The sequence below is a fragment of the Paraburkholderia phymatum genome, assembly GCF_038900715.1.
Lineage (GTDB): Bacteria > Pseudomonadota > Gammaproteobacteria > Burkholderiales > Burkholderiaceae > Paraburkholderia > Paraburkholderia phymatum_A.
Map to the genome: position 1 here is coordinate 560,158 of NZ_JAYMRZ010000002.1, position 25,458 is coordinate 585,615.

Consider the following 25,458-nt stretch of genomic DNA (forward strand, 5'->3'; position numbering starts at 1 on the left):
GCGCTCCTTATGCGGCGACAGTGCGTTGCCGCTGCTCGCCGAGCCCTTCGATGCCGAGCCGCATCGTCTGTCCCGCGCGCAGATAGATCGGCTCGGGCTTCTGCCCCATGCCGACGCCGGGCGGCGTGCCCGTCGCGATGACATCGCCGGGTTGCAGGCTCGTGAAGCGGCTCAGGTACGAAACGATGTGCGCGACGTTGAAGATCATCGTGCTCGTGCTGCCGTTCTGATAGCGCTTGCCATCCACTTCGAGCCAGAGGCCGAGGCGCTGCGGGTCGGGCACTTCGTCGGCGGTGACGAGCCACGGGCCGATCGGGCCGAACGTATCGCAGCCCTTGCCCTTGTCCCACGTGCCGCCGCGTTCGATCTGATATTCGCGCTCGGATACGTCGTTGACGACGCAATATCCTGCGACATGGCTGAGTGCGTCGGCCTCTTCGATGTACGCGCCGCCCTTGCCGATCACGACGCCCAGTTCCACTTCCCAGTCGGTCTTCCGCGAGCCGCGCGGAATGCGCACGTCGTCGTTCGGGCCCACCACCGCCGAGGTCCACTTGTTGAACACGACGGGCTCGCTGGGAACGGGCAGATTCGATTCGGCGGCATGGTCCGCGTAGTTCAGCCCGATGCAGACGAACTTGCCGATGCGGCCCACGCACGGGCCGATCCGCTCATCGGCGGAAACGACGGGCAGCGACTCGATGTCGATCTGGCGCAGCCGTTCCAGCGATTCGGGCAACAGCGTCGAGCCGGCGATATCGTCGATCACACCGGACAGATCGCGTATTGCGTGATTGCGGTCGAGAATGCCCGGCCTTTCGCGGCCAGGGGCGCCATATCGCAGCAGTTTCATCGTGTGTCCTCGTTCCCGTTGACAGAGCCATATCGCATCTGCCGCACAATGTAGGGAAACGGGAGACCGTTGAATAATGAAAGCTGCTGCCTGACCGATAACTTATTGTTATCTTCGTACGTAATATCTATCGAGTAAGCTTATGCACGGACCGGCGTCCATTCAAGTCTCGCAAGTACCTGCCATAGATGATGTTCAGCCACCCTACGTCTCGCTACTTCTGCAAGATCGACTCCTGTCTCGATGGTCCATTCGTTGCTCATCGCGTCCAAGGGTGAGCTGTTTCGGGACAACGTTCAATCGTTCGAACACCTGCGGTATTGTGAGCCTCGAGCAGAACACCCAATCTCGCTTGTTACCGAAGTACGTCTCTGCGAAAGTCAAAGATTCGTCGGAAGCTTTCGTTGAGACTCGAACGTCGGCTCTGTAGAGCGTTCGCGGAACCCCGTGCTTTCGGCCAGCTACGGCCATTCGACCGCGCTTTCAGGCGGACATTCGAACGCCTGATCCAGGAATTCGCAGACCAATGCGCTTGCCAGCTAGACAACCGTATCGTCGGCACTCGCACTTCGTTGTGCGGTTTTGCGGCGCCACGTCGAAACGCTGCAGCCGAAGCGGCCGCTGAACCAGCGGGAAAACGCACTCAACGATGAGAAGCCGAATAGCGAGGCGACTTCAGACAGCGGCCTGTTGCCGCTACCGAGATACCGCGTCACCATCTCTACCCGCACCGAATCGACAATCGACAGATAGTTCTCGCCGTGCTGTGCGAGATGGCGATGCACGGTCCTGCGATCCATGCCAAGATGCTGTGCGATCCGATCGACCGAACAGGCGCCTGACGGCAGCAGTGCAACGATCAGCTTCCTGATCTTGTCGGGCATCGTCGCGCTGGACTGCAGCAGCATCGAATCGAGGTAGCGGCGCACCTGCTTTGCCATGACCGGATCGTAGGCGGGAATCGCGGCATCAAGATCGGACGCGAGACAAACAATGCCGTCGAAGTCCTTGTTGAATTCGACGGTTACGCCAAAAACGCGCGCGTGGATCGTGGTGCCGGCTGGAGGATGATGCGTGAAACAGACGGCGCGCGGTTTCCAGGCGGCGCCCAGCACCATGTCCAGAACGCGGTATAGGACCCCCAGTACCAGTTCCGTTGCCTGGCGCATCGAACCAGGTACGCCCACAATGTCCTCGCGGATGACCACCAGTCCCTCCGATTCCTCGATGCGCATCACCACGGCCTCGTTCTGCAACCGCAGGTAGTGCGCCGCGGATTCCAGCGCCTTTCGTAGCGTCGGCTGTTCGCGCATCACAAAACCGAGCGCGCCGAGGTTCGAGATGTGGCGGGTCTCGGCCATGCGCAGCCCCAGATCCTCGACGGCGGCGGCCCGAGCCGATGTCTCCAGCAACCGCGCGACCGCCTCGGCCGGAATCATGATGTCGGGATCGAGCAGCACGGACCGCTCGATCCCCGCGTCGCTCAACTGCTGATAGGGATCGAGGCCCACCAGTCGGGCCACCTCGACGAAATTGGTGAGGGCTGCGCTGCGAAGCAGATAGGACATATCGTTTTCCCGTGGTGTCCCAAAATGTAAATTCTTCGTCCCAATCCGTCAAACGTCTCTTTGCCGAAACCCGATACTTGTCCCCGTGGGCACACCACCAAGCAATGTACCGACTCTTTCAGAAATGCAGAGGACACAGGCAATGAGCAATGAGACGAACCGCAGCGCCACGTCAGTGTGCGATCAGCTGCGCGCAACGGGCAACTGGAATCCTGCGTGGGATGCGATTGCCGAACTCGATCCCGTCTGGGCCGAGAAATTCATGACGATGGGCGCACACACCGTGATGTCCGGTGTGCTTGAGCCCAAGGTGCTGGAGTTCCTTGCCATCGCGGTCGATTCGTCCTGCACGCACATGTATGCGCCGGGCACGCGCCGGCATATCCGCAAGGCGCTCGAACTGGGCGCCACAAAGGAAGAGATCGCTGCGGTTCTGCAGGCCGTAAGCGTCCTTGGCATTCATTCGTCCAGTCTCGGCGCGCCGATCCTGCTGGAGGAACTGGCAGCGTTTGAGCAGGCAAAGAGCAACGGCGCGCGGACAGCTGCCTGACGCCACCCAACACCTACCCATTCTCAATCAGGAATACACATCATGCATTTCATGGACGATTCGCTGCTGCCTGAAAATCAGGAAAAACTCGTGATTCAGGTCGCGCCTTACGGACCGCAATGGATCCCGGGCGATTCGGATGATATCCCCGTCACGATGGACGAGCAGGTGCAGAAAGCTGTCGACTGCTACAACGCAGGCGCGACGGTTCTGCACGTGCACGTGCGCGAAGAAGATGGCAAGGGCAGCAAGCGCCTGTCGAAGTTCAACGAGATGCTCGCCCTTCTGCGCGAAGCGGTGCCGAAGATGATCCTGCAGGTCGGCGGCTCGATCTCGTTCGCGCCGGAAAGCGACGGCGAGATGGCCAGGTGGGCGAACGACGATACGCGCCACATGCTCGCGGAGCTGAGCCCGCGTCCCGACCAGGTGACCGTCGCGATCAACACGGGCCAGATGAACATCATGGAGTTGCTGACAGAGGCCGACATCGCCGGCACCTCGTTCATGAACCCCGCGCTGCAGGCGGCTTACCGCGACATGATCTCGCCGTCCAATCCATCGTGGCATGTCGAGCACATCAGGCGGCTCTTTGCGGCCGGCATCCAGCCACAGTTCATGCTGGGCAATCTCACGCAGCTCGAGACGCTCGAGCGGCTGATCCGCAAGGGCGTCTATACGGGGCCGCTAAACCTCAATTACGTGGCCATCGGTGGTGGCGCAGCGGGGCTGCATCCGGCCGACATGCTGGAGTTCGCACGCCGCACGCCGGATGGTGCCGTGCTCACGATCGAAACGCTGGGCCGCAATGTCGTGCCGATGAACACGATGTCCATCGCGCTGGGCCTCCATGTGCGCGTCGGCATCGAGGACACGCTGCTCGGCCCGGACGGCAAACGCGCGACCTCCGTGCAGCAGATCGAGCAGATGGTGCGCATTGCGCGCGAGCTCAATCGCGACGTCGCAAGTGCGGAGGAGGCACGCGGCATCTACCAGATCGGTACCCAATGGAAGTCGGTTGAAGAGACGCTGGACAAGCTGCGCATGGCACCGAACCGGGTACCTGACCAGCGCGGCGTACCGGCACGCAAGGTCGCCTGACGGGCATGACGAGGTGCAGCGCGGCAGCATATTGCGTTGCACCTCGTATGCAGTCCAACCCTTCAGGCATGGAGACAGATGATGTTCTGGAAGAAAAGCCCCGCTGCCGTCCTGGCGTCCCTGCTGGTGATTCATCTGCTGGCGCACACCGACCGCAACATGCTGCTCGGGTTTTCGCCGCAGATCATCCGGGATCTGGCGCTCAGCCATACGCAATACGGGTTTCTCGCGGGTGCAGTGTGGGTGCTGAGTTTCGGCGTGATGGCGATGTTCATGGGTACGCTCGCCGACCGTTTCAGCCGCCCCCGGATCATCGCCGCCGGTGTGCTGATCTGGAGCGCTTGCACCCTGGCGTCGGGCCACGCACAGAGCTTCGAACAGATGGTGGTGGCCCGGTTTTTCGTCGCCAGCGGCGAGGCGGCACTGGTCCCCGCCGCGGTGGCCCTGCTGGCTGAACTCTTCTCCGGCAAGCGCCGTGGCACGGCAATGGGGCTCTTTTTCATGGGCATACCGCTGGGTGTCGGCTGCAGTTTCCTGCTCGCCGGCAGTTTCGGCGCCACGCTCGGGTGGCGGTCGACATTCCATGCGCTGGGCGTGATTGGCATTGCGATTGCGCTGCCCCTGGCACTGCTCAAGGAGAACCGAAGCGTACTCACACCGCAGGAGCGCGGCGCACCATTCCTCGAGCAGGCACTCGCCGTGTTGCGCACCGTTGGCAGTAGTCGTGCACTGGGTTTCACGATTGTCGGTTTCGTGCTGGTGCACCTGGTTTTTGCCAGCTTCTCCTTCACGCAACTGTGGCTCGTTGACGAACGGGGCATGAACGCGGCCGGTATCGCCACACGGATCGGGGCGTTGCAGCTGGTATTCGGCACGCTTGGCGCGGTCGCGGGAGGCGCAGTGGGGGATCGCGTCGCGAGGCGCCTGCGCGGGGAGCACGCAAGCTTCATGGCGCTGCTCGTCCTGGTCTGCGCACCGTTGATCCTCTCATATCGATTCGTACCGGTCGGCTCGCCCGTGTTCTATGTCGGCATGTGTGCCGGATTCTTCCTGCCGATGGCGGTCTATGGCTCGGCCCTTTCGGCCATCACCGGTATGACGCCGGCAAGGATGCGCTCGACGGTGACTGGGTTCACGATGTTGCTGATCAATGTATTCGCGCTCGCCATTGGCACGGTGGTCATCGGCATGCTGGCTGACCATTTGAAGCGAGCAGGCAACACCGCTCCGCTAACGGACGTCCTGTTCCTCAGCGATGTGCTGGCGATCAGCTCGGCCCTGTGGTTCGCTCTTGCGGCGCGCGCTTCAGGCAGGCAGCGCGTTCCCTCGACCGAAAACGTTCAACCTGTGAGACCTTGAGAATGCAAAACCAACGTCAGAATCTCGAAGGGCGCGTCGCGCTCGTCACCGGTGCCGGTCGTGGCCTGGGCGGGGCGATTGCCATCGACCTGGCCCGCGCGGGCGCAGACGTCGCGATCTGCGATATCGACATGCCTGCGCTCGAAGCCACGCGCGCAGCGGTGGAAGCGACCGGCGTGCGGTGTCTCGCGCTACGCTGCGATATCTCTTCGAGCAGCGAAGTCACGCGGCTGTTTGCCGCCATCGCCGAGCGCTTCGGCACGCTGCATATCCTTGTCAACAACGCCGCACGCGTGCCGAACACGCCCGTCGATACCGGGCGTCGCAACGAACACTACGCCTATATCACCACACCCGTGCCGCGGCAGTCGCTAGGCTTTACCAGCACCATCAGCGATGAGGAGTGGCATCGCTACTGGGACGTCAATGTGCATGGTCTCTTCTATTGCACGCGCGAAGCGCTCAGGCTGATGCAACCGCAGCGCGACGGCAGGATCATCAACATCGCGTCGATTGCCGGCATATCGGCGATGAGCGCGCACAGTCCGCACTATTGCGCGACCAAGGGTGCGGTGATTGCTTTCACGAAGTCTGTTGCGGCCGAGGTGGCAGGCGCCAATATCTTCGTCAATGCAATGGCGCCGGGTGGCGTGGCCACCCCCGAATTTACGGAATACTTCGAGGCCGCGGGTGAGGAAAAGCGCAACCAGTTCTGGCAGCTGGTACCCGCCGGGCGCCTGGGCACGATGGAGGAATACGCCTCGACGGTGACCTACCTCGCTGGCGATCACTATCTGGTCGGCCAGATCATCAGCCCGAACGGCGGCGTCGTGATCTGACCGGATGTGCCAAATGAATCGAAGCAATCCTGTCACCGATCCCTGCATCAATATCTGCAGGATGGACCCGAATGATCAGTTATGCCAGGGGTGCTGGAGAACGCTCCGTGAGGTTGGCCTCTGGGATCAGATGAACCACCAGCAGAAGGCCGAAGTCGCCGCACTGCTCGCGTGCCGTCGCAGCGGAATGTTGCGGGTGGCATTGACCGGCGACTCCGCTTTAGAGAATGAATTGCCGAAATGAATGGAGACCTCATGAATGGTTTGATGCTGCAGAAGCAGTTACTGGTTTCCTCGCTGATCGTGCATGCGGATCGCCATCATGGCGATACCGAAATCGTGTCACGCAGGGTCGAGGGTGACATCCATCGCTATACGTACCGCGACTGTCACCGCCGCGCACGCCAGCTGGCCAACGCGCTTGCCAGTCTGGGCGTCAAGCCGTCCGACCGCGTCGGCACGCTGGCGTGGAACGGCTATCGCCACATGGAGCTGTACTACGGCATCTCCGGCATGGGCGCGGTGATGCACACGATCAATCCGCGCCTGCACGCGGACCAGATCGCCTACATCGTCGACCATGCGGAGGACCAGTACCTGTTCTTCGATCTGACGTTCCTGCCGCTGGTCAAAGCCATCGCCGGCCGCTGCAAGACAGTCAAGGCGTTTATCGCCATGACCGACTCCGCGCACATGCCCCAGGACTCCGGCATCGCCAGCCTGCTGTGCTACGAAGACCTGATCGAAGGAAGCTCATCTGATTACGCGTGGCCGAATTTCGACGAGGATACCGCCTGTACGCTGTGCTATACGTCGGGCACGACGGGCAACCCGAAGGGTGCGCTGTACTCGCATCGCTCGTCGCTACTGCACACCTGGGCCGCCGCGTTGCCGGATGCGCTGAACTGCTCGGCGCGTGATGTGGTCCTGCCGGTCGTGCCGATGTTCCATGTCAATGCGTGGGGCCTGCCGTACGTCGCGTGCATGGTCGGAGCGAAGCTGGTGTTCCCCGGCCCGGGACTCGACGGCAAGTCGCTGTACGAGCTTCTCGAAGCCGAACAGGTCACGTTCGCGGCCGGCGTGCCGACCGTATGGCAGGGCCTGCTAGGTCATCTAGAACGGGAAGGACGGACATTCTCGACCCTGAAGCGCACCGTGATTGGCGGTGCAGCCTGTCCGCCCGCGATGCTGCACAAGCTCCAGGACAGCTACGGCGTGGAGGTCCTGCACGCATGGGGCATGACCGAACTGAGTCCGCTCGGCACCATCGGCACGATGAAATACAGGCACCTGACGATGTCCCGGGAGGAGCGTTGCGCCGTGCAGTCGAAGCAGGGGCGCGCGGTGTTTGGCGTCGACATGAAAATCGTCGATGCGAACGGGCAGGAACTGCCGTGGGACGGCGTGACTTCGGGGGAATTGCTCGTGCGCGGGCCGTGGGTCGTGCGCAACTACTTCCGCAATGAGGGCGGCAATCCGCTGCGGATCGACGCCGACGCGCACGGCTGGTTCCCGACCGGCGATATCGCGACGATCGATGCAGACGGCTTCATGCAGATCACCGACCGCAGCAAGGATGTGATCAAGTCCGGCGGCGAATGGATCAGCTCGATCGACATCGAGAACATCGCAGTCGCGCACCCGGCGATAGCGGGCGCGGCCTGTATCGCGGCAAGACATCCGAAGTGGGACGAGCGGCCGCTGCTTGTCGCCGTGAAGCGACCCGACGCACGGGTGACGACGGAGGAACTCCTGGCGTACTTCGAAGGCAAGATCGCGAAGTGGTGGATGCCGGACGCCGTCGTGTTCATCGAGGCGATGCCAATGGGCGCCACCGGCAAAGTGCTGAAGAACCAGCTGCGCGAAGCGTTTGGGGACTATCTGCTGGCCTGATGTGTGGGATGACGGTTCGTTGTATCGAGTTGGCTGGAAGTCGCTATCGGATACTTAGAGATACTAAACAGGAGACAAAATGAAGTTGAAGTGGTTAGCGGCAGCCGTGCTGGCTGCAACGGGAAGCGCCACATACGCGCAGTCGTCGGTGACGCTGTATGGCGTCATTGATTCCGGATTGTTATACCAGAGCGCGAATGCGGCGAACTTTCAGTCGAAAGTGAATCTCGGACATGTCTACGCACTCAAGGACGGCGGAATCTATTCGAGCGTCTGGGGTCTCAAGGGCAGCGAAGACATCGGGGGTGGCTACAAGGTCAACTTCAGGTTGCAGGGGTCGTTCAACAGTTCGAACGGCAAGTCCGGGCTGTCTGATACGCCGGGCGCCACAGCGATGTTCAACCAGCAGACGACGGTGGGCGTGTCGAGCCCGTTCGGCACGATCGATGTGGGCCGTCAGATCGTGCCGATGATCTATGCGATGGCGGACACCGATGTACGGAACGCCCAATACTTCGGCAGTATCCTGACCGCATGGCTCGGCATGAACCAGGCTGCGGGCTGGCAGGGCCTCAGCACGAACGGCCCGATCGGTGCGCTGTATGACGACAACGCGATCGTCTACCGTTCGCCTAAGTTCTATGGCGCATCGCTTGCGCTCGAGTATTCGCCCGGCGGCGTCCCGGGCCAGTTCCAGGGCGGCACGCGCGAGTCCGCCGTGTTGCAGTATTCGAACTATGGGCTGAACCTGGCGGCTGTTTACTACAACGGACACGACACGAATCCATTCACGCAGACCGGCCCTACGACAATCGTCACGGCGCCGTCAACCGGCCTGGCCAACAACCGCTTCTGGTATCTGGGCGCGCAGTACACCTTCCACGATTTTTCCGTGTCGACGTCATACAGCATCGGCAAGAACCCCGCGAACAGCGGCCAGGCCAACTTTGAGATGATTTCCGGGGGCCTCGGCTACAGGTTCAGCCCGGCCTTCAAGGTTACCTCGGGCTTCTATTACCTGAAGGATCGTAACCACTCGGCCAATCAATCGAATGAGTTCGCGCTGGGCGCCGAATACAGCCTGTCCAAAGCTACCCTCGCCTACGCGCAGGTCGGCTACGTCAACAACCGCGGCATTATGAGCCAGACGATCACCTACGGTGCGCCCGTTCCGGAAGGCAGGTCAACCACGGCGGCGATGGTCGGTGTCCGCCACAACTTCTGATCCCCCTCACACAAACAACAACTGGAGCATGCAATGAAAACAAACTGGGCGCTCGGGATTGCGGGCGGCGTATTGATCGCCTCGGCATCTGTTCATGCGTGGGCGCAGGGGGGCGTAAGCGATGCGAGCACGGCTTCGAACGGAACCGCCATCGCGGCCTCGGGCAGCATGTCGGCGAAAGATATCCGGAAAGCCGATCGTGCGCTGCGCCGCAAGGTCTACTCCGCGATTGTCACGCACAAGGAGATTAACGCTGGCAACATCAGCGTCATCGCGAAGAGCGGCGCAGTGACGCTCGACGGAACCGTGGTCGATGCATCGCAGCTCGACAAAGTGAGCGAGATCGTGAAAGACGTTCCGGGCGTCACGTCCGTCACCAGCAAGTTGACGGTCAAAAAGTCGTTTGGCGGGCAGTAACTGTCTCCGGCCTTTGGATCTGGCCGGTTGATGCGAGACCACGGCACCATTGCGCCGGCCTGGCGGCAATCCGACAGGGTCCGGTGTGATGTCGGGGCAAGCGCTTAACGCCCAATCCATTTCTATTAACCGAACGAGGTCGCGGAGTTCCACAATGACAATTCCTGTCGCGCTGGGAAAGATCCTGAAGTTGCCCGTTATCGCCGCGCCGATGTTTCTGGTATCCGGTCCGGAGCTCGTCATGGCGACCTGCCGGAGCGGAGCGATCGGCACCTTTCCTGCTCTGAATCAGCGCACCACTGAGGGGTACGCGCAATGGCTGGATACGATCAAGACGGGACTGGGTCCCAACGACGCCGCGTTCGGTGTCAATCTGATCGTCCACAAGACTCCCGCGGTTTCCTCCCTTTCGGTTTATTCAACGCTTGCCCGCATGTCCCTGTCGCGCGCTTCCGGGCCTGCTGACATGGACTGGCGTCTAACAAACTCACCGCCGGTCGACGTGATCACACGAATGGCCGTTGCAATTTTGAAAGCCGCCGTCGAGGCCGCGCTGGGTCGTATGGCGGGAGTGGGTCGCAAGTACTCGGTCACTGCAACGATACCTGACATTCGAACCGACGATGGAGCGAGAGGCGGCAATGCGCTTATGACCTGCCTCACAGTGGTTGACGCTCCAACGGCAGCAATGGCCGATCAGTTGCCGGATGCTACCCTCCCCTCGCCCGCACGCGGTGCCCCCAAGACTTTTGCCGCGATAAGGCGCGGGTTATCACGGTAATCACGCCGACGACGATGGGTCATCGGACTGGTGTCGACCCGCTCCTGACATTGCATCGGGGGGGCGCCTATCCGGCAGCGCTTTGAGGTACAGCGGTCGATTGTTGTCTCTGCACGTCCCCAACACCGTATTGCCCTGCTTCGTGGTGCCTCCTACATTGTGAAGGTATCCGGGACATACCTCGACTCGCCGCATACCTTAAAGCATCGACACGGGGTAGGCGAAAATGGTCCGGTCCGCTCCATCGAATCCACGCGCCGTTACGGAGGCAAAGCATGTGTCCTGTAATCGAGGATGTAGCAGAAGAAAAGCGCCTGAACGACGCGCGTGCCGCGCAAGTACCGTGGAAGAAGTGGGGGCCGTACCTCAGCGAGCGTCAGTGGGGAACGGTCCGGGAGGACTACAGCGAAGACGGCAACGCCTGGAACTATTTCACCCATGATCATTCCCGCTCGCGCGCCTACAGATGGGGAGAAGACGGGCTCGGCGGACTGTGCGACGACCAGCAGCGGCTGTGCTTCGCGCTTGCGCTATGGAACGAGCGCGACGCGATACTGAAGGAGCGCCTCTTTGGCCTGACCAATAGCGAGGGCAATCATGGCGAGGACGTGAAGGAGTATTACTTCTACGTCGACAGCACGCCCACGCACTCGTACATGAAGTATCTGTACAAGTATCCGCAGCGGGAGTATCCGTACCGGGACCTGGTCGAGACGAACCGGAAGCGATCGCGGGACGAACTCGAGTACGAACTGCTCGATACGGGCGTCTTCGATGAAGACCGGTATTTCGACGTGTTCGTCGAATACGCGAAAGCGGGTCCGGAAGACATCTTCGCGCGCATTTCCGTACACAATCGCGCACGGGAAGCGGCGCGGCTGCGGGTCCTGCCCACTCTCTGGTTTCGCAATACCTGGTCGTGGGGCGACGCCGATCGCAGGCCATCGCTGTGCGAAGCGGGCTCAGGCGTCATTCGTGCGACGCATCATGATCTGGGCGAGTACTGGCTCTATTGCGACGGCGCGACGGAACTGCTTTTCACGGAAAACGAAAGCAACGCACAACGTCTGTGGAATCAACCCAACGTTTCACCTTATGTGAAGGACGCGTTCCACGCGTATGTCATTGCAGGGCAGCGCGAGGCAGTGAATCCCGCCGGGACGGGAACCAAGGCGGCGGCCCATTGCGTGTGCGACCTACCCGGCGGCGGCAGCGCGACAATCCGGCTGCGCCTGACGGCAGTCAGGTTGGACAACGCCTTCGACGACTTCGAGAAAACCTTCAGTGACCGCATTGCCGACGCGGACGCGTTCTACGCGCGTATTGCGCCCAAATCGCTGACGGAAGACCAGCGCCGGGTTCACCGTCAGGCTTTGGCGGGCATGCTGTGGGGCAAGCAGTACTACTACTTCGATCTCGAACTGTGGCTGCGCGAGCATGGGAGCCATCCCTTGCTCGAAGGCGAGCGGCCCAATGTGCGCAATACCGGGTGGTTCCACATGTTGAATGCGGACGTGATCTCCATGCCGGACAAGTGGGAGTATCCGTGGTACGCGGCCTGGGACCTGGCTTTTCATACGATCTCTCTCGCGCTGGTCGATTTCGATTTCGCGAAGGAGCAGTTGCTGCTGATGTTGCGCACCCTGTATGTCCATCCTAGCGGCCAGATCCCAGCCTATGAGTGGAACTTCAGTGATGTGAATCCTCCCGTGCATGCCGCTGCCACGCTCTGGCTCTACAAGTACGGGAAAGCGTTGGACCGGGCTGACCCGCGTTTTCTCGAGCGCTCGTTTCAGGGGCTGATGCTCAATTTCAACTGGTGGGTGAACCGAAAGGACCCATCAGGCCGTAATGTCTTTGCCGGTGGATTTCTGGGGCTGGACAACATCGGCGTATTCGATCGCAGCGCACAGCTTCCGACGGGTGGATCACTGGAGCAGGCGGACGGGACGGCGTGGATGGCGTTCTACTGCCAATGCATGCTCGAGATGGCGGTCATCCTGACGGAATACGATCCAATGTACGAGGAGATCGCCTTCAGGTTCGTCCAGCACTTCATGTGGATCGCCTACGCGATGGACCGGCGCGGCGAACATCCGGACGAGATGTGGGACGAGCAGGACGGCTTTTTCTATGATCTGCTGCGGCTTCCCGACGGCCAGACCATGCGTCTGAAGGTAAGGTCAATGGTGGGACTGCTTCCGCTGTGCGCGTCGACGGTGTTCGAAGCCGATTCGATCACGCGCTATCCGAAACTGATGGATCTGATCGCGCAATTCCGAGAACGCTACCCGGAACTGGTCGCCCATGTAGCCCCGACGGATGCAGGCTTCATCGGCCATCGGGATCGCCGGCTCCTGTCGATCCTTAACAAGCGCAAACTCGAGCGCGTGCTCGGATACCTGCTCGATGAAAACGAGTTCCTCGGGCCGCACGGCATTCGTTCGCTCTCTCGCTACCATCTCGAGCATCCGTATGTGCTCAATGTCGGTGGGACGGAATACAAGGTGCAGTACCTGCCGGCCGAATCGAATACGGGCATGTTCGGCGGAAATTCCAACTGGCGCGGTCCAGTGTGGATACCGGTGAACATGCTGATTCTCAGGGCACTGATGAATCTCTACAGCTTTTTCGGTGATGAGCTCAAGGTTCAATGCCCGACCGGATCGGGGCATTACATGACGCTCTTCGAGGTCACGCAGGAGATCGTGCGGCGGTTGTCGGGTACGTTTCTGCGGGCCGCCAATGGAAGGCGTCCCGTCTACGGCGGGACGGGCAAGTTCCAGGACGATCCGCATTGGCGTGACCTGATTCTGTTCTACGAGTATTTCCACGGCGACAACGGTGCGGGGCTTGGGGCCAGTCACCAGACGGGCTGGACGGGCCTCGTCGCGCCTCTCCTGGACCTGTTCGGGCGCATCGATGCTCAAACCGTTCTGGAAAGCGTCCGCTGGCGCGTCATGGCCGGCGTCGTCGGGCAACAGGTGGGCGGAGAACAGATGGACCGGAAGTGAGAAGATCAACAGAAACTTGGATTCGGCATGCCACAGATCGGTCACTGCGGTTGTAACTGGTCGACAGAGTCGGGAATAGGTTGGGCTGCATCGCTGCGAAACCCACGCAGATTTGCACGAAGATCCAGCGGCATACGAACGCACAGGCCCACGTACAGCGCGCTGCCCGGTGAGAGTCAGTCTTCAGCGCACGTCGAGCGTCAAAGTGAGATCGGCCACCGGGCCTGCCGTGCCGGACGTAGTCTTTGTAGATCTCGCGCTGGTACTTGAGTGCAACCGACAGATTGTACGTAGCGCGGGTGGGGACCGAATGGCGAACAAACAGCAGCATAAGCAGGATTGCTTATGCTGCCGGGCGGCGACTGCTGCCCCACGTAATCGGCCGTAGTCGCCCCACAAGAGATAGACGCGCCGCTCCAAAGCGGTCGTTGACGCCTCAGCCATTGCGCTTTTTTCTCAGCCGTTGAGTGGGCGAGTTATAGAAGCCTGACCGTCAAGAACAAACGGCAGGATGCTGGGGTACCGTAAACTGAACGATCGCGCCGCACGGCGAGCATTCACTCGCCCATAGCTGGCCGCCATGCGCGTCGATGATCGAACGGCAAATAGATAGCCCCATGCCGAGGCCGGTGGACTTCGTGGTATAGAACGCGTTGAATACCTGCTCGGCACCGTTCGGGCCAAAACCAGGACCCGAATCGCGCACGGTCACGAGCACGCGAGCATCGTCGGCCTCGCCGGTGCTGATGTGCACGTATCGCATTCCCTCGACGCTGCTCATTGCCTCGAATGCATTGATGATCAGGTTGAGCACCACCTGCTGCAGTTCCACCCGGTCGCCTTCAATAAACGGCAAACCTTCCGCGAGTTGCATCTCCAGCCCGGCGCCGCTCTTTCTTGCTTCTCCCTGGACGAGTTCGGCAATCTCGCGAATCGCCTCGTTGAGGTTCACCGGCTCTTTTCGCGGCGGGGCCTTCTTGATCAGTTGACGGATGCGGCTGAGCACGTCCCCGGCGCGAATGCCATCCTTGACGATACAGTCGAGCGCCGTGCGCACTTCGCTGATGTCGGCGGGGTCGCGATTGAGCCACCGCAGTGCGGCCTCGGCATGGGTTACCGTTGCGGCAATGGGCTGATTGATTTCATGGGCAATCGAGGCCGTTAGCTGCCCCATGGTCGCGACGCGGTTTGCGTGTGCCAGTTCGGTCTGCACCTCGCGATAGCGCTCTTCGCTCTCGCGAATTTTCATTTCCGCCCGCTTCCGCTCGGTCAGATCGAGAATGTACGCTACGCCCTCGTTCGGCTTTTGTTCAAATGCCGCGCCACCGATCAGGACGGGCACCCGGCTGCCGTCTTTCCGGAAGAATTCCTTTTCGCAGGTTTGCATGGTGCCAGTCGCCGCAAGTTCTTCGAACTCGCGTGGGACACGCTCTTGCCATTCGGGAGGCGTCATGTCGTACCACCGAAGCCCTCTCTTCAAATCGTCGCGCTCGTACTGAACCATGCGGAGAAATGAATCGTTGGCGTCGATAAGCCGTCCGTCCAGCGCCCAGATGACAATCCCGATGAGATTGGCGTCGACCAGGCGCCGGATTTTTGCTTCGCGTTCCGCGACGTCGCGATACAGACGGGCATTTTCGAGCGAAATCGCAGCCTGCGAGGCGACCAGCTTCAGCACCGCAATCCGGGCGTGGTCGAATACGCGGGCCGTGAGCTTGTTCTCAAGGTAGAGCGCACCGATGAGCTTGGCGCCATTCATCAGGGGCAGGCACAAAATGGAGCGCGCACGATGCTCACGGATATAGGGATCCGCGCCGGCCATGGGATCGGCTGCGGCATCGTCCAGAACGACGTTCTCGCGGCTGCGCAGGACCTGGTTGAGGATCGACTCCGGCAACAGCGATGCCGAGACCGGCGCGTCGGACAACTGCAGGTGGACCGCGTCGTCGCCGGTGGTGGCGTCGGCTGCAATCCGCTGCTCGCCCCCGTCCGAGAGGATCAGCAGGCCCCGTTCGGCGCCCGCCTGTTCGATTGCCGTGCGCATGACCATCTCGATCAGCGTTTCCAGGTGGATCTCGCCTGAAGCCGTCTGTAAAACCTTGATCACGGTCGCCAGTTCGAGGTGCTCGATGGGTGCTGCCATCGTATTCGTCGGTTCGGGTGCCGCCTTTTCGGTCCTCAGGTACAGATACCGTTGATCGAGTTGCCGCACCTTGCCGTTAGCGCCCCAACGCAGATAACCATAGTGCGCGTCCTGCATATACATGCGCGCAATTCTTCCACAACCGCGGGCTGCATAAAAGCGGGACGCCAATTCGCTGGCTAGTGCCTCGATATGCGCGAAGCCGCTTTCCTGTGCCGAATCGATGGCCTGCTCGTAGAGCATTTCTGCATCGACGACGCGACCTTCGATGCGCGCGATCTCGGCGCCGACCAGTGCGGTATGGCTTGCGAAGTTCTCCGGGCAGAGATCCGCCCAGATGCGCAGCTGGTTGTGGTGGGCAGTCAGTGCCGCCCGGTGCTGCGGGAACTCGTCGGCCGGGATGGTGTCGCACCGGCCAGCGCGGGCGAGCGCGGCATAGAAGTGATATTCGGCCTCCTCGAGGAACGAGTGTGAGGTCCACAGGAGCCGTTGCGCCCTTGAGGCAGCCGCCATGGCCGCCTCGTGGTCGCCGGCGAGATAGCGTGCCTGCAGTGTCCGGACCCAGTACCAGCACGCGGCGACCGACAGGGACGGTTTGGAGAAAAGGTGTTCGGTGTAAGCTTCATCGAACTGCCCGTCCAGGCAGCCGAACACCGGTGTCAAGCCGCGGAGCGTCCGGATCAGCGCAAGCTGGGCTTCGACAAAGTGAATGACCAGGCCAAACCGCATTTTCCTGGCGTACGCAAGGCCAGATTCGGCCTCGCGTTGCACCTCGGCTAGTGGCTCGCCGGTGAAAAGCAGGTTCGAGACGAGATTGTTGAGCGTAAACGCGCCGAACGAAAGCTCGCCGGTCCGGTTCATCGTGTCGAAAATGCGGCGCAGCTGATCACCGCAAGTCCGCACAGGTTGCACCCAGCGGGCGACATAAGCGGAAAATGCAAGGTATGTGCGGGCTTCATAGCGTACGAGGCCGCGCCGTTCGACGAGTTTGCAGCCGAGCCGGCCGAATTGAAATCCGGCCTGGTAGTCGCCGACAAGCCGTCCGGCGAACCTGGGAAAATAGGCGTAGGCCACGCACGAGGCATCGGCGTTGCCGTGCTCGAGGCTGAGACTGACCGCCTTGCAGATCGCCAGGTAAGCGAGCCTTCCGTCCGTGAACAACGCAGGCGGGAACAGCTTTACCAGGGTCTCGACGGTCGCAACGACATTCGCGTTCTCCATTGCGGGCAGATCGATCAGTTGCTCGATGGTCCGGTCCCCAAGCAGTGTCCCGATACGCTCGTATTCGCTTCGCACCGTCATCTCATCCGGATGGGGTGACCACTCGATGCCCACATGACGAAGGAAGGTCAGGCCAACCGCCACCGCGTTGTCGCTCTTGTCGAGAACCGTGTAGACGTCCATCTGCCAGCAGGCGACCTGGGCGCGCTCGAGCGTTGTCGTGGCACGTTTCGATAGCGCGGCCAGTCGCGCTTCGGCGGTCGACAGTTGTCCCGTCAGGAATTCGCATTCAGCCCGGTTCAACTCCAGCGTAAAGAACAAGTCATGCCGCCGCTGCCAGCAATCGTCGCCCAGTAGTCCGGCGCCCGTGGTGAAATACGCGAGCGCGGAGGTATGGGCTGTCGACGCCTTGGCGCGCTGGCCAGCGCGCAGATTGAACGCCGCCAGTTGCTCGCGTTCGTCCCGTTCGCCGATCCGCGCGGAACCGCGATTGAGCTGGTTCACGATCTCGAAGATCGCTTCGTCGCGTTTTTCGGCAGGTGTCTGCGCAACGAGCAGCCGGCCGATCCGCAGATGGGCGGCGGCGCGCGAGGCTTCCGGGATCAGGGAATAGGCAGCCTGGTGGATCCGGTCGTGAACAAACGCGTAAGCACCCTCCACCCGCACGGCCAGTTCCTGGCGAACCGCCTCCCACAGCACGGCGTGGACCTGCGCCTCGGGCATGCCGAGCACAGCCGACAATGTCGCGATGTCCGCAACGTTCCCGAGGCAGGCAAGCTGCTGCAGCGCGTTTTGCGTCGCGCTCGGCAGGTGGGTCAGCTTGCCGGCCATCAGGTCCACGACGTTATCGGTGTAACCCTTGACATGGATGCGTCCGGTATCCCAGCGCCACTGCCGCGCATCATGATCGAACGCCAGAAGATTGCCTTCGGCCAGCGCCTGCAGGAACTGGATCACGAAGAACGGATTGCCGCCCGTCCTGTCTCGCACGAGTCGCGTCAGCGGCTCGATCGAGTCGGGCGCACAGTGAAGCGCGTCCGCAATCAGACTCCCGATGTGCTCATGAGTGAGCGGCGCGAGCCGGATTTCCCCGACCTTCGCGCCGGCGTTGCGGACAGCCTGGAGCCGGGCGGTCAGCGGATGGGTGGCATCGACCTCGTTGTCGCGATAGGCGCCGATCAGCATCAGGTAGCGCAGATTCGGGTGGGTCAGCAGATCCACTAACAGGTCCAGTGTCGCTGCATCGAGCCACTGCAGGTCGTCGAGAAAAAGTGCAAGCGGATGATCAGCCTGGGCGAATACGCCGATGAAGTGCCGGAATACCTGCAGGAAGCGCTGTTGCGCCTGTTGTGGCTCGAGTTCCGGAACGGGGGGCGGCTCGCCGATAATGAGCTTCAGTTCGGGAATCAGGTCGCTCATGAGCGCCGCATTGGGCGAGAGCGCGTCCAGCAATGCTGCGCGCCAGCTTGCCAGTTCCGCGTCGGACTTGCCCAGCAGCATGCGCACCACGCCCTCGAATGCCTGGATCAGCGTGGAATAGGGGATATCGCGCTTGTACTGGTCGAACTTGCCGGAGGCGAACAATCCCCGGCGCGGCACGAGGATCTTGTGCAGCTCATTGACCACCGAGGATTTGCCAATGCCCGAATAACCGGAGACGAGCACCAGTTCGGGCGCGCCGTTCTCGAGAATGCGGGTGAAAGTGGTGACCAGGCTTTCAACTTCGTGCTCACGTCCATAAAGCTTCTCAGGAATCATCAGTCGGCCAGGCGTGCCGTGTTCGTCCAGCGGGAAGTCGTCGATGTGGCGCTCACGCTGCCAGTCCGAGAGGCATCGCCGCAGATCATGCTCGACACCGGCGGCAGTCTGGTAGCGCTCCTCAGCTGTCTTGGCGAGCAGCTTCATGACGATGCGGGAGACCACTGCGGGTACGGTTTCCACCCGCGCGTGGGGCGGCACCGGCATACGCACGATATGACAGTGCACCCATTCCATGGCGTCCGAGGCGGCGAACGGCAGGGCGCCCGTCAGCATCTCGTAGAACGTGACTCCCAGTGCATACAGGTCGCTGCGCGAATCGATCGAGCGATTCATCCGGCCGGTTTGCTCGGGCGCCATGTAGGCGAGCGTTCCGGCAATGGTTTCGGGTGGCTCTGGCGCCTGCCGCTCGCGTGGCAGCCACGAGGCAAGGCCGAATCCGGTGAGCCGCGCCTGTCCATCGGAGCAATGCACGAGGATATGCGCGGGCTTGAGATCCTTGTGGATCAGGCCGCGCTGATGAAGCTTGCCTAGCGCGGCGGCAATGGCGGCGGCGAGTTCCAGAAAATGGCCGATCTCCAGTGGAGTGCCGAGCAGACGCGCGAGCGGTTCGCCACCGGGGTCCTCGAGCGCCAGCACGATCTGGCTGCCCTCGCGCACCCACCTCAGCGGACGCACGGCCCAGGCGCCATCAAGCTCGTCCTTCAGGCCGAACTCGTGGGCGAGTCGATCGAGACTGGCGGGCAGAGGTTGTTCAGCGGCGAGCTTCGTGAACAGTTCATTCTGACCAGCTGGCGCGGAGGACTGTCCTCTCCAGAAGACGCGCTCGCCATCGTCCCACAGGATATTCATCTTTTTATCCATCGCCGCTGCAACGAGAACTATTTCACGAGGATACACGTTCTTCGCAACAATCCCAGCAGTGATGCCGATAGTTGTGTGAACGACTTGTTGTGCCGTATTCTCGCGGCGAAAGTCGTGATCTCGTCAGCGTTGAATCGGTTCCAGACCCGATCGAGTGTCAGATCTGCCTGGTGGCGCCGCGCAACCCGTTGGTTCTCGTGTCACGATCGCCTCGGTCGCATACGATTGTCAATCTCGATACCCTCTTTCGGGGATCATCATCGTATCGAGCCAGCCCCTGAGTGAGGCGCTCAGTGCGATGGGGCACTTAGTACTACAGCCGTAGATGTGCCGGGTGCACGCCGCCGCGTCGTCGGTGATGGCATTGTTGGGCACGGTACTGGTGTCGGCGCCGCCATATTGATCACGACATTACATGCTCAATGGAGTCGAGCGTCCCTTTGGCTCGACAACGAAGCCCAAAAATGGTCGCGCGAAGGTCATGCGGGTCTCCGGCTTCCCGATTGGGGAACGCTGCAAGTCGATGCACGCGGTACGCTGATCCGCGGCCCGCACGATGCGCTCCACCTGTTCATCCTTGAAGATCTCGCAATGAACGCCCCAAATGGCCCGTTTGAGGGAGAATCGGGCGAGGCACTTTGGTGCTACCACGAACGCGCAATCGGACCGCGCGTTGTACCACCTTTACGCGCTGAGTCGCTCACATGCCCGACTCAGCGAGCTCTACGAACGCCGAAATGGCCTTAGCGAACCGGCGCGAGCGCAAGCAAACCACATACGAGTGCGTGAAGCTCGGAAAATCCGCCACACGCATCACATGCAGGTTGTCATGTGGCCGGTACTCGGCCTGGGAAACGACGCCGATTCCCAAGCCTTCCAGCACGGCCTCGCGCACTGCGTCACGAGAAACTTCCATCACGACCTTCGGCGTCACGCGATGCTGCGTGAGTTCCTTTTCGAAAGCAGTTCGGGTCATCGAACCGCGTTCGCGCAAGATCATTTTTTGTCCGTCCAGCTGTGCGAGCTTGATTGAATCGAGCTGTGCCCATGGATGGCCCGAATTCACGAAGACCAGGATCTCGTGCGCACCGAGATGACGGGAATACAGGCGCGCATCGTCGACGATGTTGCCTGTGATCGCCACATCCGTCGTCGAATCGAGAATCTTGCGCAGCACGCCGTCCGAGTTGTCACTGTCGATCGACACCTGCACGAGCGGATACCGCTGCGCAAATTTTGCGAGCAGCTTCATCACGAAGAACGGCCCGACCGTGCCGACACGCAAGGAACCGGAAACCGCTTCCCCCGTCGAACATAGAAGATCAACGGCCTGCTCTTCGAGCTCGAACACCTGACGCGCGATGGCAAACAGTGCCTTGCCCACGTCACTCAGCTGCAACCCCTTAGGCGAGCGGATAAAGAGTTCGACGCCATAATTCTCTTCGAGCTGCTTGACCTGCACGGTTAGCGTCGGCTGCCCGATATGAAGCAGTTGTGCGGCCCGCGTGAAGCTCATTTCCTGCGCGACAGCATAGAACGAACGCAACTGGTTGAAGTTGACGAAGGCGAGCTTGCGCTCGCGGACGCGCGGCTTCATCGCTTCATCACGCTTCATGGACGGGTCGCCGCATCGCGTGTACAGGCATCCAGCGCGCGCACGAGCGCTTCATTGCGCGAGGCCATCGCCATCAGTACCGTGTAGTGATTCGCGCCTTCGATCGGCAACACCTGTGTCACGCAGTCTGCGGACTCGCGCCGCGCCGCGAATCGCCCCGTCTGCACCTCGACGAAACCGGGCGTTTCATCCGTGCCGACGGCAAGCAGCATCCAGCCGTCGAACGGCGCGCGCGTGAGCGGACTCCATGCGGCGACATCGGTCGGACTCAGGTGCACCTGGGCTGCAAGCGAAGTTTTCATTAAAGGTTCGAGATCGAAGATTCCACTGATGCACACACAACCCGCAATGCCGCTCGCCGTGCCGCGCTCACCGGCCACACAGGCAGCGAGGTGGCCGCCCGCCGAGTGCCCCGCGAGCACGATCGAAGCATACGCGGGCAGATGTGCGCGGCCTTGCACCGCCAGCCAGTCAAGCGCACGCCCGACACTGCCAGCGATATCCGCCACGCGCACTTCCGGCGCAAGCGGATAATTGACGACGGCAACAGAATAACCCAGTTCGACGAGCGGTCGCGCGACGTAACTGAACGAGCGCTTGTCCATGCTGCGCCAATAGCCGCCATGAATGAACACGACGAGCGGCCGGCCCGGCTGCCCGGGGAACAGGTCGAGCCGCTCCAGCGGATGCGCGCCGTAAGCGAGGTCGCACGTGCCGCGCAACGTGAGCCGCGCCTGCACGCTCATTGCATCGATGCGATCGTAGACATCCTGCCGCTCGGGATAACGGTGCGAAAATGCATAGTCCGCATCGATGCGCGGATCGACCGTCATGCGAAGCTCACCACGCTGCGTAGCGATTCGCCCTTCACCATCATCTCGAAGCCTCGGTTGATCTCGTGAATCGGCAGACGGTGGGTAATGAGCCGGTCGATGTCGAGCTTGCCGTCCATGTACAGGTCAACGAAACGACCCAACCCGGAGCGGCCGCGCACGCCACCGAAATAGCTACCCTTCACCGTGCGGCCATAACGCACGGCGACGGGCGGAACGGCCATCGTCGCGTCGCGCGGTTCGACGCCAAGCAGCACGCACGTTCCCCAGCCCACGTGACAGCAATCGAGCGCCTCGCGCATCACCTTCACGTGTCCCGTGCATTCGAACGCAACATCGGCGCCGCCGCCCGTCAGATCGCGCACGGCTTCGAGCGTGCGGCCCGCCGATGCGTCGATGAAGTCGGTCATGCCGAAGTCGTCTGCAATCGTGCGCCGCGCCGGATTCAGATCGACGCCGATAATGCGATTGGCACCCGCGATACGCGCACCCTGCACGATATTCACGCCGATTCCGCCCAGCCCGAACACGACGACATTGTCGCCTTCGCGCACGTCGTCGAGCGCCGCGCCGACGCCCGTCGTTACGCCGCAGCCGAGCAGGCACACGGAGTCGAGCGGCGCATCCGGACGGATCTTCGCGAGCGCGATTTCCGGGACGATCGTGTAGCGCGAGAATGTAGACGTGCCCATGAAATGATGCAGCGACTTGCCACGCCACGAAAAGCGCGGTGTGCCGTCGGGCAGCACGCCGCGATCGCGCGTCTGCTTGATCGACCAGCACAGGTTCGTGCGGCGGCTTAGACACATCTTGCAGACGCCGCACTCAGGACCGTAGAGCGGAATGACATGATCGCCGGCGGCAAGCGTGCCGACGCCGGGTCCGATCTCGACGACGCGACCCGCGCCTTCATGACCGAGCACGGCGGGATACACACAACTCGTGTTGCTGCCTTCGATCGCGGTCAGATCGGTATGACACAGCCCCGACGCGACGATTTCGACGAGTACTTCGCCTGCGCGCGGACCGTCGACATGAATGTCGTCGATCACGAAAGGCTCGTTGGGTGCGACGCAGATCGCCGCAAGACTCATGGGCATGAATGGGCCTTGAAAGAGGAAAACGGTTACTGGTTGCCAGCACTCAGACCGACGCGTCGGCTGGACAGCGCGCCGCTTTCGGACGCGGCAGCGATACGCGATCCACGCGCTCGCCGCGTGCAATGAGCTTCTGCGCCGCGCGCAGGTCGCGTCCGCAGTCCACGCCGATTGCGCCGCGCAACCGGTCGCCCGCAAGGTAGAACACGATAAACGGGCCGCCTTGCGGATCACCGTGCGTGACCTGCTCGAGGTCCTCGCGTAGGTCGCCCGTCAACTGGATGTTGTGGCCGAATACATCAGTCCAGAACCACGGCACGCCGTCGGCAGGCAGCGGCGCACCAAGCAGCGCGGCGGCGACCCGCCGCGCGTCGTCTTCGGCGTTGCGCCACGATTCAATGCGCGAGGCCGCGCGCGTCGTCGTGGCGGCGCGGCGCGCAACATCGCCGATGGCAAACACGGCCGGGTCCGACGTCCGGCATTGCACATCGACGAGCACGCCGTCGTCGGTGGCAAGATCTGCGTCGCGCGCGAGTTCGTCGTTCGGCAGTGCGCCGATACCGACCACCGTTGCATCGACGGTCAAACGCTCTCCGTCGGCCAGCACGAGAGCATCGCGCACAATCTGCTGCACGCGGGTATCGAAGCGAAATACGACGCCGCTTTCCCGCGCGCGCTGTGTGAGCCAGCCCGCGAATGCAGCGGGCAACAGCCGCGCGAGCGGGCGGCTCGCGGCCTCGATCACGACTGGCTGCGCGCCGAGTTCGAGCGCGCTCGACGCCACTTCCAGACCGATGAAGCCCGCGCCCAGCACACCGATGCGCGCGCCGGAGATCAGGGCAGGACGCAGCCGCGCGACGTCGCTCAGGGAGCGCAGCAGATGCGGATTCGCGTCTGTATCGCACGCGCCTGGAAAAGACCGCGCGCGTGCGCCCGTCGCGAGAATGAGCGCGTCGTAGGGCAGCATGTCGCCGTCGGCCAGCAGCACGCGCTTCGTTTCGCGCTCGATCCCGGTCACGCGGCAGCCGAGCCGCAACGCGATGCCGCTGGTGGCCCACGCATCGAAGTGCTGCAGATGCGTCGTGTCGGCGTGCGCCTTACCCACCAGCACCGCTTTCGACAGCGGCGGACGCTCATACGGCGGATGCGTTTCGTCGCCGACGATGATCAGCTCGCCCGCATAGCCCATCTGCCGAAGGTTGATCGCCGCGCGGCCGCCCGCGTGTCCCGCGCCGACGATCACGATCCGCCGCCACGTCTGCGCGGTCATGCGGCGCCTCGCGTCGAACGATTGCGCAAGCCGCGTCCCATGCGGATCTCGCGGATGATCTGCGAATGCACCTGCAGATAGCTGTTGGCCACGCACGCCAGATGCGGCTTCATTTCGCGGTGCAGCCGGGCGAGCGCATGAAATGGCACCGACGACGCAACGTGATGCTCGGCGTGATAAGGCATGTTCCAGTACAGCGTGCGGAACACCGGGTTCGCGAGCGTGGTGCGCGTGTTCGACAGCAGATCCGGCGATTCGGATGCACCCGTATGTTCGGCCATACGGATCGCACGCAATACGGGTTCGCCGAAGAAGCGCGGTGCGAGCCAGTAGACAACGGCGACCCACGTATGCAGCCACACGGAAGCGACCGCAATCAGCGCATACAGCGCGAGCGTCAGCGCGATTTCGCGGCGCACCCGCCCCATGTCGCCCGGCGGAATGAAGCTGCGTTCGTTTGCCGTGAAGCGCCCTGTCAGACCGCGCCAATACGTGCCAACCATCTTCGGCCAGAACGACGCACCGAGAATCAGAAGCAGATATTCGCGCAGCGATGCGGGAAACGGCACGATGTCCGGATCGAGGCGCTCATGCTGCGTGTACGTGTGATGCGCGGTGTGCCGATACTTGAAATACAGGAAGGGGCGCATGCTGACGATGGCCGCGAACATGCCCACAGCCGTGTTCAGCCAGCGTGTGCGAAAGGCGGTGCCGTGCGAGCATTCGTGCAGCGGCGCGAACAGCAGCACGATCACCGCACCGTGCAGCACGGTGGCGGGCACAATCCACCACGTGCCGAGCGACAGCGAGATCAGTGTGCCCGTCAGCAGCAACGCGCCGATATGCACGGCGAGATGCACGAGGCCCGGCCCGTTGCTGCGCTCGCGCAGCACCTTCAGACTTTTTTTCGGCACGAGCGCTGCGCCGCTCAGCGGCCACGCGTCGCTGCCCATCGTCCGCGCATCGTTCGCCGGGCCTGCCGACCGACCGTCGGTCCGCGGCGCGGCCTCTGCCCTGTTCATTGCTTCGTTTGTCATTCATTCACCTGCGCAACATGTTA

The 25,458-nt window shown here is 62.0% G+C and carries 19 protein-coding genes; 11 read left to right on the forward strand and 8 right to left on the reverse strand.

All coding sequences use genetic code 11. The features are described 5' to 3' along the window. Nucleotides 1-7: 7 nt before the first annotated feature. Both VSR68_RS05875 and VSR68_RS05880 read right to left on the reverse strand, forming a co-directional pair. Nucleotides 8-853 carry a fumarylacetoacetate hydrolase family protein gene (locus tag VSR68_RS05875; protein WP_342938887.1) on the reverse strand — a complete coding sequence of 282 codons (846 nt, stop codon included), beginning with the start codon at nt 851-853 and terminating at the stop codon, nt 8-10. Between the two features lie 539 nt (nt 854-1,392). Continuing rightward, a complete protein-coding gene (locus VSR68_RS05880) occupies nt 1,393-2,421 on the reverse strand; it encodes an AraC family transcriptional regulator (protein WP_342938888.1) in 1,029 nt (342 codons plus the stop codon). Nucleotides 2,422-2,563: 142 nt separating this feature from the next. Between VSR68_RS05880 and VSR68_RS05885 the strand changes: the two genes are divergently transcribed. The 10 genes from VSR68_RS05885 (at nt 2,564) to VSR68_RS05930 (ending at nt 13,597) form a co-directional block, all read left to right on the forward strand. Next, nucleotides 2,564-2,971: a carboxymuconolactone decarboxylase family protein gene (locus tag VSR68_RS05885; RefSeq protein ID WP_342938991.1), complete on the forward strand. Its 408-nt coding sequence runs from the start codon at nt 2,564-2,566 to the stop codon at nt 2,969-2,971. A 42-nt stretch (nt 2,972-3,013) separates the two neighbouring features. Continuing rightward, entirely contained in the window at nt 3,014-4,069 is a 1,056-nt protein-coding gene (locus tag VSR68_RS05890) for a 3-keto-5-aminohexanoate cleavage protein (RefSeq protein ID WP_342938889.1), read from the forward strand. A gap of 78 nt (nt 4,070-4,147) precedes the next feature. Continuing rightward, a complete protein-coding gene (locus tag VSR68_RS05895; protein WP_342938890.1) occupies nt 4,148-5,428 on the forward strand; it encodes an MFS transporter in 1,281 nt (426 codons plus the stop codon). Between the two features lie 2 nt (nt 5,429-5,430). Then, nucleotides 5,431-6,267 (forward strand): SDR family NAD(P)-dependent oxidoreductase, encoded by an 837-nt coding sequence (locus VSR68_RS05900; protein ID WP_342938992.1) that lies wholly within the window; start codon nt 5,431-5,433, stop codon nt 6,265-6,267. A gap of 13 nt (nt 6,268-6,280) precedes the next feature. Further along, the gene (locus VSR68_RS05905) at nt 6,281-6,511 is read left to right on the forward strand and encodes a DUF1289 domain-containing protein (protein WP_342938891.1); all 231 of its coding nucleotides are present in this window, start codon (nt 6,281-6,283) and stop codon (nt 6,509-6,511) included. An 11-nt stretch (nt 6,512-6,522) separates the two neighbouring features. Further along, nucleotides 6,523-8,160, forward strand: coding sequence for a 3-(methylthio)propionyl-CoA ligase (locus VSR68_RS05910; protein WP_342938892.1), 1,638 nt, complete (start codon nt 6,523-6,525; stop codon nt 8,158-8,160). Nucleotides 8,161-8,239: 79 nt separating this feature from the next. Next, nucleotides 8,240-9,385 (forward strand): porin, encoded by a 1,146-nt coding sequence (locus VSR68_RS05915; protein ID WP_342938893.1) that lies wholly within the window; start codon nt 8,240-8,242, stop codon nt 9,383-9,385. Between the two features lie 33 nt (nt 9,386-9,418). Then, nucleotides 9,419-9,802, forward strand: coding sequence for a BON domain-containing protein (locus VSR68_RS05920; RefSeq protein ID WP_342938894.1), 384 nt, complete (start codon nt 9,419-9,421; stop codon nt 9,800-9,802). A 154-nt stretch (nt 9,803-9,956) separates the two neighbouring features. Beyond that, on the forward strand, nt 9,957-10,583 hold the full coding sequence (locus tag VSR68_RS05925) for a hypothetical protein (protein ID WP_342938895.1): 627 nt from the start codon (nt 9,957-9,959) through the stop codon (nt 10,581-10,583). 275 nt (nt 10,584-10,858) lie between these two features. After that, entirely contained in the window at nt 10,859-13,597 is a 2,739-nt protein-coding gene (locus VSR68_RS05930; protein ID WP_342938896.1) for an MGH1-like glycoside hydrolase domain-containing protein, read from the forward strand. 493 nt (nt 13,598-14,090) lie between these two features. Here the strand turns inward: VSR68_RS05930 and VSR68_RS05935 are convergent, their stop codons facing one another. Beyond that, nucleotides 14,091-19,583: a trifunctional serine/threonine-protein kinase/ATP-binding protein/sensor histidine kinase gene (locus VSR68_RS05935; RefSeq protein WP_342938897.1), complete on the reverse strand. Its 5,493-nt coding sequence runs from the start codon at nt 19,581-19,583 to the stop codon at nt 14,091-14,093. A gap of 327 nt (nt 19,584-19,910) precedes the next feature. On the opposite strand from VSR68_RS05935, the gene VSR68_RS05940 reads away from it, so the two are divergent. Then, nucleotides 19,911-20,330 carry a DUF3564 family protein gene (locus VSR68_RS05940; RefSeq protein WP_342938898.1) on the forward strand — a complete coding sequence of 140 codons (420 nt, stop codon included), beginning with the start codon at nt 19,911-19,913 and terminating at the stop codon, nt 20,328-20,330. Here VSR68_RS05940 and VSR68_RS05945 read toward each other — a convergent pair. From VSR68_RS05945 to VSR68_RS05965, 5 genes are read right to left on the reverse strand one after another with little or no spacing between them, the layout of a single operon-like run. Further along, nucleotides 20,284-21,198, reverse strand: a complete 915-nt coding sequence (locus tag VSR68_RS05945; protein WP_342938899.1) for a LysR substrate-binding domain-containing protein — start codon at nt 21,196-21,198, stop codon at nt 20,284-20,286. The genes VSR68_RS05940 and VSR68_RS05945 overlap by 47 nt on opposite strands. Next, on the reverse strand, nt 21,195-22,031 hold the full coding sequence (locus VSR68_RS05950; protein WP_342938900.1) for an alpha/beta hydrolase: 837 nt from the start codon (nt 22,029-22,031) through the stop codon (nt 21,195-21,197). The genes VSR68_RS05945 and VSR68_RS05950 overlap by 4 nt, the downstream gene beginning before the upstream one ends. Continuing rightward, a complete protein-coding gene (locus VSR68_RS05955; RefSeq protein ID WP_342938993.1) occupies nt 22,028-23,125 on the reverse strand; it encodes a zinc-binding dehydrogenase in 1,098 nt (365 codons plus the stop codon). The genes VSR68_RS05950 and VSR68_RS05955 overlap by 4 nt, the downstream gene beginning before the upstream one ends. A gap of 49 nt (nt 23,126-23,174) precedes the next feature. Further along, complete coding sequence (locus VSR68_RS05960; RefSeq protein WP_342938901.1) at nt 23,175-24,398, reverse strand: NAD(P)/FAD-dependent oxidoreductase; 1,224 nt, start codon at nt 24,396-24,398, stop codon at nt 23,175-23,177. Further along, nucleotides 24,395-25,435, reverse strand: a complete 1,041-nt coding sequence (locus VSR68_RS05965) for a fatty acid desaturase (protein ID WP_342938902.1) — start codon at nt 25,433-25,435, stop codon at nt 24,395-24,397. The genes VSR68_RS05960 and VSR68_RS05965 overlap by 4 nt, the downstream gene beginning before the upstream one ends. Nucleotides 25,436-25,458 lie beyond the last annotated feature (23 nt).